9 protein-coding genes are annotated in these 14,647 nt (G+C 52.0%); all 9 read right to left on the reverse strand.

All coding sequences use genetic code 11. The features are described 5' to 3' along the window. Positions 1 to 50: 50 nt before the first annotated feature. The 9 genes from recD to thyA all read right to left on the reverse strand — a co-directional run bounded on the left by recD (position 51) and on the right by thyA (position 14,641). Positions 51 to 1,898 (reverse strand): exodeoxyribonuclease V subunit alpha, encoded by a 1,848-nt coding sequence (gene recD, locus MPHASIOC01_RS16205; RefSeq protein ID WP_064601093.1) that lies wholly within the window; start codon positions 1,896 to 1,898, stop codon positions 51 to 53. Next, entirely contained in the window at positions 1,895 to 5,449 is a 3,555-nt protein-coding gene (gene recB / locus MPHASIOC01_RS16210; protein WP_353612923.1) for an exodeoxyribonuclease V subunit beta, read from the reverse strand. Before recB ends, recD begins: the two co-directional genes overlap by 4 nt. After that, complete coding sequence (gene ptrA / locus MPHASIOC01_RS16215; RefSeq protein WP_064601097.1) at positions 5,449 to 8,337, reverse strand: pitrilysin; 2,889 nt, start codon at positions 8,335 to 8,337, stop codon at positions 5,449 to 5,451. The genes recB and ptrA overlap by 1 nt, the downstream gene beginning before the upstream one ends. Before the next feature lie 103 nt (positions 8,338 to 8,440). Continuing rightward, the gene (gene recC / locus MPHASIOC01_RS16220) at positions 8,441 to 11,818 is read right to left on the reverse strand and encodes an exodeoxyribonuclease V subunit gamma (RefSeq protein ID WP_353612924.1); all 3,378 of its coding nucleotides are present in this window, start codon (positions 11,816 to 11,818) and stop codon (positions 8,441 to 8,443) included. Positions 11,819 to 11,830: 12 nt separating this feature from the next. After that, positions 11,831 to 12,157: a prepilin-type N-terminal cleavage/methylation domain-containing protein gene (locus MPHASIOC01_RS16225; RefSeq protein ID WP_064601100.1), complete on the reverse strand. Its 327-nt coding sequence runs from the start codon at positions 12,155 to 12,157 to the stop codon at positions 11,831 to 11,833. Continuing rightward, on the reverse strand, positions 12,142 to 12,579 hold the full coding sequence (locus MPHASIOC01_RS16230; RefSeq protein WP_064601102.1) for a DUF2509 family protein: 438 nt from the start codon (positions 12,577 to 12,579) through the stop codon (positions 12,142 to 12,144). Before MPHASIOC01_RS16230 ends, MPHASIOC01_RS16225 begins: the two co-directional genes overlap by 16 nt. Beyond that, complete coding sequence (locus tag MPHASIOC01_RS16235; RefSeq protein ID WP_064601104.1) at positions 12,576 to 13,133, reverse strand: prepilin peptidase-dependent protein; 558 nt, start codon at positions 13,131 to 13,133, stop codon at positions 12,576 to 12,578. The genes MPHASIOC01_RS16230 and MPHASIOC01_RS16235 overlap by 4 nt, the downstream gene beginning before the upstream one ends. After that, the gene (locus MPHASIOC01_RS16240) at positions 13,124 to 13,597 is read right to left on the reverse strand and encodes a prepilin peptidase-dependent protein (protein ID WP_064601106.1); all 474 of its coding nucleotides are present in this window, start codon (positions 13,595 to 13,597) and stop codon (positions 13,124 to 13,126) included. The genes MPHASIOC01_RS16235 and MPHASIOC01_RS16240 overlap by 10 nt, the downstream gene beginning before the upstream one ends. 249 nt (positions 13,598 to 13,846) lie before the next feature. Continuing rightward, the gene (thyA, locus tag MPHASIOC01_RS16245; protein ID WP_064601108.1) at positions 13,847 to 14,641 is read right to left on the reverse strand and encodes a thymidylate synthase; all 795 of its coding nucleotides are present in this window, start codon (positions 14,639 to 14,641) and stop codon (positions 13,847 to 13,849) included. Positions 14,642 to 14,647 lie beyond the last annotated feature (6 nt).

Raw genomic sequence — 14,647 nt, forward strand, 5'->3', positions numbered from 1 at the left:
TTTGCTTACCGGTGGCGCGCCTGTCACCGGTATTGTTTCCGTTTCCCGTACTAACCCGCCTGAAAAGCTTCCGGCAAGCCACTGCGCCGTGCAGTGCGGTTTTTCACGGCCTGTAGCAAGACCGGCATATCGGCAAATACAGAAAGTTGTTTTTTTGCCCGGGTAACCGCGGTATAGACCAGCTCACGTGAAATCACCGGGTTCCAGCCTGGCGGCAAGATAAGTGCAGCATGGTCAAACTCTGACCCCTGAGATTTATGCACCGTCATGGCCCAGGCTGTTTCATGGGGCGGTAAACGCCCGGGGAGTACAGACTTAAGTGAACCATCCGGCATAGAAAACCATACCCGCAAGCCCTGCGGAGTGTTCAGCGTAATACCAATGTCACCATTAAATAGCCCCAAACCGCTGTCATTACGATTGATCATGACCGGGCGACCATGATACCAGCGCGACTCCCGGGCCGGGCGCTGGAGCAGATTTTTGCTAAAAAACACCTGTTCGATTCGATTATTCAGGCCCGCCACACCAAATGGCCCTTCCCGTAACGCGCACAAAACCTGGCTGGCTGCAAATGCCAGCAAAATACTCTGTGGTTCATTGTCTTGTTTCAGGGCTGAAAGAAATGGCTGATGGGCAGTGACAATCTGTTCCAGCATGCTGGCATAATCTTCCGTCGTCGCCAGCGGGAATAACCCAATATCATTAAATCGCCCGTCAAATGCAGCCTTTACAGCCGCAACCTGATTACCATTCACCGCACGGGCAAGGAAACCGATACCAGAGTCTTTCCCAAAACGGTAGCTTTCCTGCAACAGGCAAATGGCATCACGCAAGGCATCCACCCCGCTGGCCTGCCCTGCAGGAACAGTGCACTGGCATAACCGGGACAGTTCGAGGGCACGTTGTGGGCTGAACCCCTCGCCTACAAAATGGCAAATATCCCCGAGTACCGCGCCCGCCTCAACTGAAGCGAGCTGGTCGCGGTCACCCAGAAAAATAACCCGCGCATGTGCCGGTAAAGCAGCCAGTAACCGGGACATCATAGGCAAATCGACCATGGATGCTTCATCAACCACCAACACATCAAGGTGCAGTGGGTTGCCCTGGTGATAACGGACAGCCTGGCTCCCCGGCACAGCTCCCAATAAACGGTGCAGTGTACTGGCTTCATCGGGCAATGCCATCTTCAACGATTCATCCATATCCAGGCGCCGTAACGCAGCCCCCAAAGACTCGGTAAGACGCGCCGCAGCCTTACCTGTTGGCGCAGCCAGCCGAATGCGCGGCAAGGGTGGCCCGGAAAGTTGTACCAGTGCTGCCAGCAGCTTTGCCACTGTGGTTGTTTTCCCGGTTCCCGGCCCACCTGATATCACCGCAATGCGCCGGGTAAGGGCAACAGCTGCAGCCACTTTTTGCCAGTCTGGCCCAGACGGGTTTTCCGGGAATAAGGTATTCAGCACGCCGGCAAGAAGAACCTCATCGACAGTCAGGGGCTGATTAGTATCACGGAAAAACTGCGCCACACGCTGCTCATTACGCCACAGACGGTCAAGATATAAACGCCCTGCTGACAGTTTTATGGGGGTGGCATCATCTTCATTACTGACTGCGTCGCTGTGTAACAGTTTTTCCTGCCAGTCTTCAACCGGGCCAACACAGGCAAACAACGGCTCACCAATTAAACTAACCGCTGGCCCGGAAAAACTCCGTTCCGGGCTAAGGCTGTCGAGTGGTACACAAACGTGCCCTTCCCCGGTATCACGGCTCAGAATGGCGGCAGCCAACATAACTGCCGGGTCACCCGCAGCAACCATTTGAGCAAACTGGACATCGAGATAACGAAAGTGCCCCTCAGCAGTTGCCTGCTCTAATAACGCCAGCAAGGGTGCCGTCATTTCACAACCTCCTCGCTCTGCCCGGCAAACAATGTATCCATTGCAGATACCAGTTGTTCATCTGGCCTGGTGGTAAAAATGCCATTTCCAGGCAAACCGGGTTCAACACCACGTAGAAAGAGGTAAATAACCCCACCAAAATGGTGCTGATATTCGTAATCAGGCATCCGGTGGCGCAGGTAACGATGCAGAGCCAGCGTATACAACTGGTACTGGAGATCATAGCGATGTTCACACATCGCCTGGGCCATAGCTTCAGGGGTGTATGCCTCGCTGGTACTGCCTAACCAGTTGGACTTGTAGTCCAGCAAATAATAGCGGCCCTGCCAGCGGAATGTCAGGTCAATAAAGCCCTTCAGCATGCCGCGCACCTGCTGAAAATCCAGGGCCGGAGAACGTGCCGACAGAGGATCATACTGGCGAATCAACGCATCAAGTTCATCGGGGGCCAGAAGCGTATCAACAGGCAGGTAGAATTCCATTTCAACCCGTTTATCTTGCGCAGATAACACATTCAGGCTTAACCCCTCTTCCGTCAGTGGCGCGCAAAGCAATGCATCAAGCCAGGGTAATAAAACTGGCAGCCACTCAGCGCCATACCCTGCGGAAAGTAATTGCTGCTCCAGCCATTCGGCATCCACTGGCTGGGTGAAATCCAGTTGTTCAAACAGACTGTGAAGAAAAGTACCAGGCACTGCCCCACGCGGGAACGTATGGATGGTAAGTGCTTGCTCACCGGAGGAAGAGACGGTCCCTATGGCGTCAATATCCAAACGGGGTAACAAAGCCTGCCCGGCCGATGAACCATGTTGCTGTAGCCCGGAATAGCTGGTCACACGCCAAAAATCAGTGAATGTTCTTGTTACCTCACGGGCAGCCAGATTCTCTGCCGACAATGCCGGGGGGGACCAGGGCGTTTCGTCGCTAAGGTCAATGTCTTTTAAGGCAATATCGCCCCTGCATAACTGCTCCAGGGACTGCCTGAGCTCCCCGGAGTCACAAGGTTGCGCCTGCTGAATCAGACGCCCCGGCGCACTCAGATGGAAATCAGATGCGCCTTTTTTGGCCCTGTTGCCTCGGAAAAGGGGACCAATTCCCAGACTGCAGTGCCATATAGCCCGGGTGACCGCAACATAGAGCAGACGCAAATCTTCGGCCAGCCGTTCAGCTTCTGCCAGCTCAAGGCTGGTTTTTTCATTATGTAAATCTAATATCGCTTCGAATGTCTGGCGGTCGTGATATAGCCCTTCGGCCTGCGCGCGGTAATTGGCAATAAATGGCAACCACACCAGCGAGTACTCAAGCCCTTTTGACTTATGAATTGTCACAATCTGAACGAGGTGTCTGTCACTTTCCAGGCGGAGTTGCTGGCTGCTGGCGTTGTCATCCGGTTCGGCAATACGTTGCGATAACCAGCGCACCAGCGCATGCTCACTGTCCGCCGTAGCCGCCGCTTCCTGCAATAACTCACTGACATGCATAATATCGGTCAGGCGGCGTTCACCGTCCTGGCTTGCGAGAATGTTTTCCGACAGATGTCTGTGAGCCAGTAAAGAGCGCAACATCGGCATCACCCCACGCTTAAACCAGCACTGGCGGTAACCAACAAATTCATCAACCAGATTATCCCAGGCCGTTTCATTCTGAGATAACTGCTCAAGGGTTGCTGCATCCAGCCCCAACAGGCTGGTTGCCAGTGCGCTGCGCATGGCTGCTTCGTTTTCCGGGTTAAGCACTGCCTGCAGGACACGTAAAATATCCTGCGCCTCCTGGGTACTGAAAACGCTGTCGCGGTTAGAGAGATAGACAGACTGAATCCCCAATAAACTCAGCGCTTCTCGTATTAATGCTGCTTCCTGACGGCTGCGCACCAGTACCGTTATATCTGTGGCGGTGACCGGGCGCGTTTTCTCCTCACGTTCCAGTACAGCGTTACCAGCCGCACCAGCCACAAGCCAGTCACGAATCTGGCAAGCACACTGACGTGCCATGGTTTGCTGGTACTCCATCACCCCACAACCTTCGCCAGGCATTAACCAGACGGACATCGCCGGTTGAGTCTCCCCATTGAGCACAAAACGCACGCCCTGGTTACGCGGTGCGGCGTTGACCGGTAGAAAGGGGATCTGCTCAAACATGAACGGATTTTCAAGGTGGCTGAACAGCTGATTTACACTATTAACCATCGCCGGAGATGAGCGCCAGTTAGTCTCCAACGTATAGTGAGCACTAACTTCCCCGCGAGCTTTCATATAGGTAAAAATATCCGCGCCACGAAACGCGTAGATGGCCTGTTTCGGGTCGCCAATCAGTAACAGCGCTGTTTCAGCCTGCCCCAGCCAGATATGACGGAAAATACGGTATTGTTGTGGGTCTGTATCCTGAAACTCATCAATCATTGCAACCGGGAAGCGCCCACGAATAGCCGCAGCCAGGTTGTCACCTTCCGGTTGTGCCAGTGCCTGGTCAAGGCGACTTAGCATATCGTCGAACCCCAGCTCACCCCGGTAACGCTTTTCCTGCGTAACAGTGTAACGAATGTCCGCAAGTGCACGGGCAATAACCAAATCGCGAATAGTCAGTGGCTGAGAAAGAAAAACATCAATAGCGGAAAACAGCGCGTGCTCAGGCGGATTACCTTCTGCTTTAGTACGTTCATAAAGAAAGGACTGTGAGAAGCGAGCCAGTGCCTCTGGAAAGGTATAGTTTTCTGTTGGGCTTGCCGCCCAGGTTTCAACAGCATCAAACCAGATCCCCTGGTTTTTACGGTTATATTTACGCCTGTCGATGGCGGAATTTTCAATGATATCGGGAATATCGCCAGAGGAGCCCCGCCACTGAGCTTTCAGAGTATCAATGGCATGAATAATCGTATCATGGCGTGCCTGAAGGGTTTCATCTTCGTTCACTGGTTGCTTCAGCACAGGCGCGTCGCCAGACAGGTAACGCCCAATCTCGCGCAGCAGCGCCTGAGGCCCTGGCCATATTTCGCTGACCGCCTGAGCAACGGGTTTATTCAGCGGGTAACAGTAGCGCCGCCAAAAGTCAGCACAGGCTCTCTGGCGTAACTCTGTTTCATCTTCAATCAGTTGTTGTTCAAACGGCATACCTGATTCGAATGCATTCAGGCTCAGCATCCGCTGACAAAAACCATGAATGGTGAAAATAGCGGCTTCATCCATCTGCCTTTCAGCAAGGAGTAATATTCGGGCGGCCTGTTTTTTGTCACTGATTTCAGCCAGCAATTGCTGGTATAGCGGGTTGTTACTGCTTTTCCGTACACAAGCGATACGCAACTCATGAATATTGCTACGTATACGCCCACGTAACTCTTCTGTAGCGGCTTCAGTAAATGTCACCACCAGAATAGATTCCACAGGTAGTGGCCGCACAAAAGCCGCCTCGCCCCCCAGGCCCAACAACAGGCGCAAATAAAGAGCGGCGATGGTATAAGTTTTTCCGGTACCAGCTGACGCCTCAATTAAGCGTGCCCCTGCCAGGGGTAAACGCATTGGGTCAAGGGCAGTCGGATTATTATGATGCGCCAGCATCACTCAGCCCCCGACTGAGGCAATGTCTTTTGCAATGCTTCAACACTGCCCCACTGTTTCCAGCCCTCAGGCGCGGCAAAATCTGCCTTTCCTTGTTGACTGCCACTAACCTCGGAGATAACCGCCATACCATTATGTTCGATAACTGCCTGCCGGAAGAAATCTGCAACTTTGGCCGGTGTTAAACTGCGAACCGCACGGATAACCGCATCATCACTATCAAACGCCATGTTTGCCCGGTCAAAATCCATACTGACTTTTGCCACTTCGTCGCCCAGAGTCTGAGGTGCCTGTTGTATCTGGTTAATTACCGCCTGTTGTACCTGAGCAAACTCCTGCTCAGGCATTTCACGCAGCCGTTTTTCTGTGCCGGTAAAGAATGCGTTATAGCGTTGCCACAGTTGAGCTGGTTGCCGGGTATTACTTTGCAACAGGAACCCCAACCCCCACTGGCGACCCACACTCATCGGAAATGCAAACACGGCATAGCCCAATTGTTCCTGGGTGCGCAGCTGGTTGTAGAACCACGGCTGGATAATCTGCCCCAGAACTTCGCTATAAGCCGAACTGGTGTTTTCATCAAACCCTGAAGGTACAAAGACGGCCGCCAAAGCAGAATCACTGCCGGAAATCGTTTTTTCAAATACAATTCGCCGGGGCTGGTTAACCACCACAGACCGGTTACGGGTCCATTCCGTGCCTTTTGTTCCCAGCAAGTGTTGAACCTGCGATGCCAGGTTATGCGCTGCATCAGGGGTGAGGTTGCCTACCACCAAAAACTCAGGACGGCTGCCAGTTTTCAACTGCTCACGGTAATCCAGAATATCCTGCACCGTAATGGAGGGTAAGAGTTCCCGCCGCGCCTGCCGTTCGAAATATGGCACCTGTGACATCATTTGTACTGGCATAATCGCCAGTTCATAAGCTTTACCTTTCTCCGCCGATGCCAGCATTTGCTTATACCAGGATTTAGCCTGTTCAAGCTGGCTTTGCGTTGGTTGGTAGCTGAAATACCCCTGCAACAAATCAAGATAAAGTGGTGCCAGGCGCTGGGTATACCCATTTGCGCTGACCATCAGCCCGCTGTTGGCATTGGTAGAAAAATGGATACCACCCACCGCGGCCTGCTGACTCAACTGATCCAGAGCCAGTCCTGCCATATAGTCATTAAGTGCGAACATAACCTGATTTTTCACAGTATCCATTGCATGTGGGTTGCGCAGCACTAAAGTCACACTGGCTTTTGGTTCGTTGGCAAAATAGCGGCTGGGTTGATACACCACACGCAAGCCAGGGTCATTGACAATCAGCTCAGGTTTTGTCCATTTTTTATCTTGCTTAATCAATGAAAAATCATCAGGAATATAAGGGTTAAGCTCTGGTAAAGTGAACGAGAGCGACTGACCAAACTTATCCCATTCAGAAAATTTCTCTGCGCTGATTTTATCAACCTGATACGGCGCGTGAACAAAGTAAGCCAGTTTGTTATGAGGCTCATTCAGGCTGATATACCAGATACGGGCATGTTGTGGCGTCATTTCTGCCAGGCGGGCAGTGATCGCCTGCAAGTCGTACTCATCTGCAATATTACCGGCATCCAAAACATGGCTGACCGGCACACGAATCATGGTATCGGCTAACCACTGCACATAATCCATATCGCGAGTAATGGAGGGAAAGCGGAAATCTAAATCAAGGACATGTGCCATTTCGTCAAAATAACGCTTGCTGATGCCTTGAGCCTTCAGGGTGTTGATATAACGGAAAATAGCAGAAACAACTTCATCGCGGTGAGCAAGGCCTTTATCAGTCAGAGAAACGGAAATGGCGAAAACACCGCTATTACCGGCAACGACGGGATCAGAATCAGCACGAATACTGTCCGCCAGTCCCTGAGTTTGCAACCAGTCAGACAAGGTATTTTTACTGCGGCTGCTAATCAGGTAGCCAATAAGCTCATCCGTTTTGCTGCGAAATTTATCGCTATTATTGGCAATGCGGAACTCAACCCGCACCACTTTGCGTGGTAACGCAGGCACATAGTGAATAATAATACCGGTCTGAGCAGCCGTGACAACAGGTACAGTTACCTCAGGGCGCTGGATATGCCTGTTGGGAACTCGCCCATAAGTTTGCACAGCCAGCGCGGCTAATTCCGCCAGCGGTTTATTGCTGTAAATAACCGCTTTCATGATATTTGCCGAGTAGTACTCGTCGTGAAAGTGGTGCAATGCATCCAGCAATTTACTGCCGGGTTTATCGCGCAGTGTTTCCAGGTTTCCCCCAGAAAAACGTGCAGCAGGGTGTGCCGGATTAATAGTTTCGGCACTGACCTGCGCCATGCGCATGCCATCACGCTCCCGGGCAAGGGTCAGTTCCGCATTGACTGCGTTGCGCTCGCGCTCTGCGTATTCCGGTGCCAATAATGGCTGGGCAATGGCATCAGCAAGGCGGTCAACCGCACCCGCCAGCGCATCGTTTTCCACTTCAAGGTAGAACGCAGTGCGGTAGGGGGCGGTGCTGGCATTATGGCTGCCACCATGAAGTTTGAGGTATTCGGCCAGGCAATCCGGTTGCGGATATTTTTTGGAGCCCATCAGGGTCATGTGCTCAAGGTAATGAGCCAAACCCAGGTGGTTATCCGGATCCTGCAAAGAGCCTACAGGAACAACAAGTGCAGACAGCGATTTCACTGCCTGTGGGTCGGAGACTAATAGTACCGTCATGTGGTTATCAAGCTGTATCGCCTGATACAGACGGGGGTCGCTCGCACTTTTATGGATAGTCTGCCGGATGGGTTGCCAGCCGGTATCGGCCTGGCTTAAAGGGGCCCAAAAGAGCACAACATAAACAAACAGCGCATAAAACCAGGTACTGCTCTTAGGCATTCAACAAACCTCACCTTTAACAACTTTGCTATTCATCATCTGGTACTGTTCAGTGCCGATGCCTGCTTCCACCGTTTAAGATACTGCAGACTGTTCTTTTATCTCATTTCGGCTGGTTGTACCTGAACAGGGGTAACAAAAAACGCTCTGCTTCACGTAATATTGCCTGGTAATATTCAGGTTCAAGAGTACGCCACAGCCTCTGCAACCACATATCTGCCCCTTCACCGGCTACCATTTGGTTGCCTTCCCATGCCTGAGTCAGCTTACGGCGGGCATTCTTTTGCGTATCGTCGTCCCATAAAATGGCACTATTTTCGGCATCGTAACAGGCTTTTATCCATGCACCCCCACTGTTTGGCAGTAAAACCAGGGGCTGGGACAAGCCTTCCCGATACCCTTCAATTAGTTGGGCAAGGTACTTTTCAGCAAGATCCTTTTCCAATGGTGGAAAGACCCAACCAGAGTCATTACGCCCATACAAACGGCTAATCCCCGTTCCACCACCAACACAATAGACAAGGTGTTCAATCCAAAGTTGCAAACCATGAGCAACACTGAGCACCGATGGCCGCCAACGTAACAAGCCATCAGGTTGGACATGCTGTAACCACCCCGTCAACTTAACACCCGCCAAAGTGATGTTCACTTCTTCCGCGGTATCAGATGCACGCTGCGACAACACCTGGTTGGCAATTTCCTGCATCTCGTCTTGTTGCTGTGCCCAAAAAATTTCACCAAATGGCCCGTAAGGTAAAGCCCCTGCGGCCCGGAATCGGCGATATAACCGGGAGGGTTCCTCTCCGTTTACCAGCGCATTGAGCAATTGCTGATTGACCAGGAAACGATCAAGGCTGTCGAGTTCAAAGGGCTCAGTATCGGGAATTTCTGTTTCATCCAAATGACCACTAATCCTCAACCGCATCTGGAAAAACGCCCTCACCGGATGGCGCCAGAAGCGTTGTAACGCCTCAAGCGCCAACTCCTCAGTTGGCAACTCTGGTAACGGCTGGCGAATAAAATGCGGCTGGGGTTGCCCTACGCCAGAGGCGGCAGGCAGCCATTCATGAGCAAAACTCTGTTGTGTGGTACCAGGAATAAAATTGTCAGCATCGAAAGGCGTTCGTGGGTACACCCGCAATAAATGCTCACGTACATGATGTGCGCTGGTATCAATATCCCGTTGTTCATCGCCCGGCAAATAGTGACTTTGGGCGACATAATCAATTAGTTCCTCAACCAGAACGGATGGATAACGCGGGGTGTTGTCCTGCACCGAGCGGCCTACATAACTGATATAGAGCTTTTCCCTGGCAGAAATGAGTGCTTCAAGGAACAAATACCTGTCGTCATCACGCCGGCTTCGGTCTCCACGGCGTGGTTTTTCGCTCATAAGATCAAACCCCAGCGGTGAGAGAGTTCTGGGGTAAACACCATCATTCATGCCCAGCAGGCATACGACTTTAAAAGGAATGGAACGCATGGGCATCAGCGTGCAAAAATTAACTGGCCCGGCAAGAAAACGTTGGCTGATACGCTCCTGGTCCAAACGGCCAGTCAGCTCATCACATAATAAACTCAGTGGCACAGGCTCTTGATACTGTGCCTCCAGCGCCTGGTCGATGATGGATTGCCACTGCTTTTCAACCAGAGCGAGCGCGGCTTCTGCATCGGGGTCTGGTGCAAAAAAATCCGCCAGTAGTTCATGGCAAACAGGTGACCACGCCAGTGGAGTACGGGAAGTATTGAGTGTGTCACGCCAGGTTTTCAGGCGCGACAGCAACGTTGCCAGTTGACCAGCAAGTTCCGCGACCAGGCCACTGGATTCATCATAAGGCAGGATATCCCGCCATTCACCTTCAGCGCTGTCCATCGCATAGCCCAGTAACATGCGTGTCAGCCCGAATTGCCATGTATGTTGCCCGGTTACCGGCAGGCCAAGGTCATGGACATTCTCGTCGTCCAGCCCCCAGCGGATACCGGATTCATTCACCCACTGGCGTAAATACCCTAACCCGTCTTCATCAATGCCAAACCTGGCTGCTACTGCAGGCACTTCGAGTAAGGCCAGAACATCTTCAGAAGTAAAGCGGCTGACTGGCAAGGCCAGTAGAGCAAGGAAAGCCTGCATCGCGGGGTGAGCCTGGCTGGCCCGGCGGTCGGAAATAGCAAACGGAACATAACGTTTCCCCTGCGCACTACCGAATACTGCCTGAATATAAGGGCTGTAACTGTCAATATCCGCAACCATCACAATGATGTCACGCGCTGACAGTTCAGACTGATTTGCCAGCAATGCCAGCAAGTAATCATGTAACACTTCCACTTCACGCTGGGGGCTGTGGCACAAGTGGAAAGTCAGACTCGTATCATCCACAGCCAGGCACTGCTTATAAGTACTGTGCTCAAAGCGTTCAGGGGTCAGACCTTCTTCCGTGGTATTGCTAAGGGTTAACACGTCATCCTGCAGACGGTGCAACAGCGTATCGCGCTCACCATCAACGAACACATCCAGATCATTAATATGTTCAAGGTCCGCCAACAACCAGGTGTAATCGCGGCCCAGTTTGCCCCATGAAGCCAGTAACGTGTTAGGAAGTTCCTGCTCGCCGTTATCATCAAACAATGAGTCCAGAGCCTCTTCGTCTCTGAACAGGGAACGTGACTCATCTGACTGGTGTCGTTTGCGTTGGCGAGTAACTAAACGGGCAAGCCAGGCCTGGTCTTTAATATCCCCCCAGTAATAACGGCACGGATTGGTGAACAACAAGTGAACGTCAATATGCCTCCCCAATGCTTCCAGCGCCTGGAGATAAACCGGCGGCAGAGCGGAAATCCCGCAAATAAAGACACGCGAAGGCAGGCCTTCTGGCACCGTATCACTGGTTTCAAGGGCATGGATAAATCGGGTATATAACCCGGCGCGGTGCCAGCCAGGCTGGCCCAGTTCAGCAGTATGTGCGACCAGTGCCCGCCATAATGGTGCCTGCCACACCTGGGCATCGCCTAATTCACCAAGTAACTGCCCGCTCTCCCAGGCAGTCAGCCATTCGGGCCGATACACCAGGTACTGGTCATAAAGGTCAGCTACCCGTGAAGCAAGTTGGAAGCACTTACGCTGGTCGATGTCATCGTCAAGGTAATGGCGCAGAGCCGCAAACTCAGGCTCTGGTATCATGGCTGGTAACAGTGACATGAGTTTCCAGGTCATCCCGGGTTTACTGAAGGCACTCTCCTGCGGAATGCCCGGCAGAACCGTGACAAACATTTCCCAGATAAAACGTGCCGGTAAGGGAAATGACATGTTAGCAGCAATACCGAATTTCTGTGCCAGAGTCATTTGCAACCATTGCGCCATCCCGGTGCTTTGCACCAATACCACTTCTTCAGCGAAGGGGTCGGGTAATGGTTGTTGCTCAATAATAAACGCCATGATCTCTTCCAGAACGTCCAGGCGATTTGAGTGATAGACCCTTAACATAAAAACTCCTGACTACCGTGCCAGTGGACAATGTAAACGAGATAGCTCGCCCTGTCTGCCTCCCGGGCTTACCAACTGAACCTGAAGCGTAAAACATGCCCCTTCTTCCCGCCGGGTGCGGCTTAACAGCCAGCCTTCAGGTAAGGGCGGGGCAACAATATTAACTTGCTGGCTGGCAAAGCGCCCAACCAGTAAGAATTCACGCTGCGCCTGTATGCCCTGCGACATTTCATGCTGCAGTGCCACCAGTGCCGCCAACATTATTGCAGACATCACGACTGCAGCCAGTGTCTCAACCAGGCTGAAACCTTGCTGGTTGCGTGCTATGGCAATATGCATGCTTTATTCTCAGATAATGGACAAAAATCAATCCACCCCTGGGGTAACCAGGTGATTCCGGTGTCTGTGGGTGTCCCCCACCGCCATAAGATCAAATGTGCCTTCTCATTATGTTCCTCCGCGGGCGTTTCGGGGCTTGCTGCCAGTAATACACGCGCCTGAGAAATCTGGCGCATACAGGCGCGCCCTGCCCCATTTGCCGGTACCTGGCAAAGCCAGTCAGTTGCCGGAGACCATTGCTGCTGCGTTCCCCATGCCAGCAGCGTAAACGCCATATTCCATTGCGCCAGGGCTGCGCGCTCCTGGTGAATACGGCGAAAACGCATTTCATACTGCTGTGTCTGCCCCGCCAGTACTAACATCCCTAACAAAAACAGCATCAGGACAACAACCAGTGTTGATGCACCATCTTGCTTTTTCATGGCAAATTATACCCTGCCACGCTGTGAAGCACAGACAGGCTAACCTGAGGATAACGGCGTAAGTAGCCAGCCAGCGAGACCTCAAAGACTGCCGGGTTCTGTGCTAATGGTGTGACAGTAAAACGAGTCACTGCCATCCATTCCGGGTCAGTAACACGCTCCCACGTACCTTGCTGGCAATCCGGGGCCCCCCGGCTGGTTTGCAGACTTTCTCCCTGAATGCGAAACCCAAATTGAGCAGGTTGCGCGGCGGGTAAAACAGGCCATTTCCCCGAGCTGTCACTATCCCACTGCACAACCAGACACCCCGGTTGCAGGTATATTGGAGAGCCAGCACATTCCCCATTACAGTAACCAGCCCGTTGAATATGCTTACCTACCATAAATGCCAGTTGCCAGAGCTCATCATCCAGTTGCATACGCTGAGTTTCCCGGCTTACCTGAAGAGTAAGAAAAGGCAATACTTTCATCACAGAAGGTAATAAAACTGCGCTAATGGCGAGGGCAAGCATCAGTTCCATAAGAGTGAAGCCGCGCTGTCTGGCTATTCGCATAATGTGTCTCCAGGCCCGCACACCCGAATTCTCCCCCATGCGGAGATAATAAGTTGCCCCTCACCTGCCGGGCTGCGCACAGTTATCCGGCCAGTGCGGGCAGTGTTACGGACACCGTAAAACCCCAGCCCGTCGGTCATACCCACCAACTGAATTTCAGGTGTTACCGGGGTATAAACCTGACGGGATGATGAGGTACACCCACCATAAATATGTTCAGTTGTGCTGATACACCACAAGCCATTTTCCTGATGGATATACAAGCGCACATCCTGATTTTTCCAGTTAGCATCATCTCGCCATGACATTAAAAATGCGCGTAACAGATTGATACTTTGCACCAGGCGCTGTTGCTGTTGCCAGCGCAACCACTGGGCATAACTGCCTACAGACAACCCCGCGACAATCACCATGACGACCAACATTTCCAATAGTGTAAAACCCGCATTGTTTCGTTTTTTCATGGTGGCAATTTGCCAGAGAGGTTCAGAAGAAGTGAAGGACGATATGGCAATTCAGGAAGGCTGACTGACAAAAACTTAACAAGGAATGTAAACGTTACAAGGCATTGCGAGCGCTGCCGAAAAAGCATGCAGGTAAAACCGTTAACATAACAGATGGCAGGCACAAAAAAACCCGCATCGCAGGATGCGGGCTAAGGTTACTGGCAAACAAGAAATTTTGTTTTCTGTGAGCAACCGGACGAGCCGCGCTTAGATAGCCACCGGCGCTTTAATTGCCGGATGCGGGTCGTACCCTTCGATTGCAAAGTCATCAAACTGGTAGTCAAATATTGACGCTGGTTTACGCTTGATAACCAGTTCAGGCAATGGACGCGGCTCCCGGGTCAGTTGCAGATTTGCCTGTTCAAGATGATTCATATACAGGTGAGTATCGCCACCGGTCCAGACGAAGTCTCCGGGGATTAAATCACACTGTTGCGCCACCATATGCACCAGAAGCGCATAGCTGGCAATATTGAATGGCAGCCCCAGGAACACATCGCAAGAGCGCTGGTACAACTGGCAGGACAGCTTGCCATCGGCGACATAGAACTGGAAAAACGCGTGGCAGGGTGCCAGTGCCATTTTGTCCAGTTCAGACACATTCCATGCGGAAACGATAATACGGCGTGAATCAGGGTCGTTTTTTAGCTGTTCAATAACCCGGGTTATTTGGTCAATATGTTCACCGTCAGGTGTAGGCCACGCGCGCCATTGTTTGCCGTATACTGGCCCCAGATCACCCTTTTCATCTGCCCACTCGTCCCAAATCGTGACATTGTTATCACGCAGGTATGCGATGTTGGTATCCCCTTTCAGGAACCACAACAGTTCATGGATGATTGAGCGCAAATGGCAGCGTTTTGTCGTCACCAGCGGGAAGCCTTCCTGCAGATTGAAACGCATTTGGTGACCAAAGATTGAACGCGTACCGGTGCCGGTACGGTCATTCTTAAACGTGCCTTCATCCAGCACTTTTTTCATCAAATCAAGATACTGTTTCATGTTTTC

It is taken from the genome of Mangrovibacter phragmitis (assembly GCF_040429585.1).
Lineage (GTDB): Bacteria > Pseudomonadota > Gammaproteobacteria > Enterobacterales > Enterobacteriaceae > Mangrovibacter > Mangrovibacter phragmitis.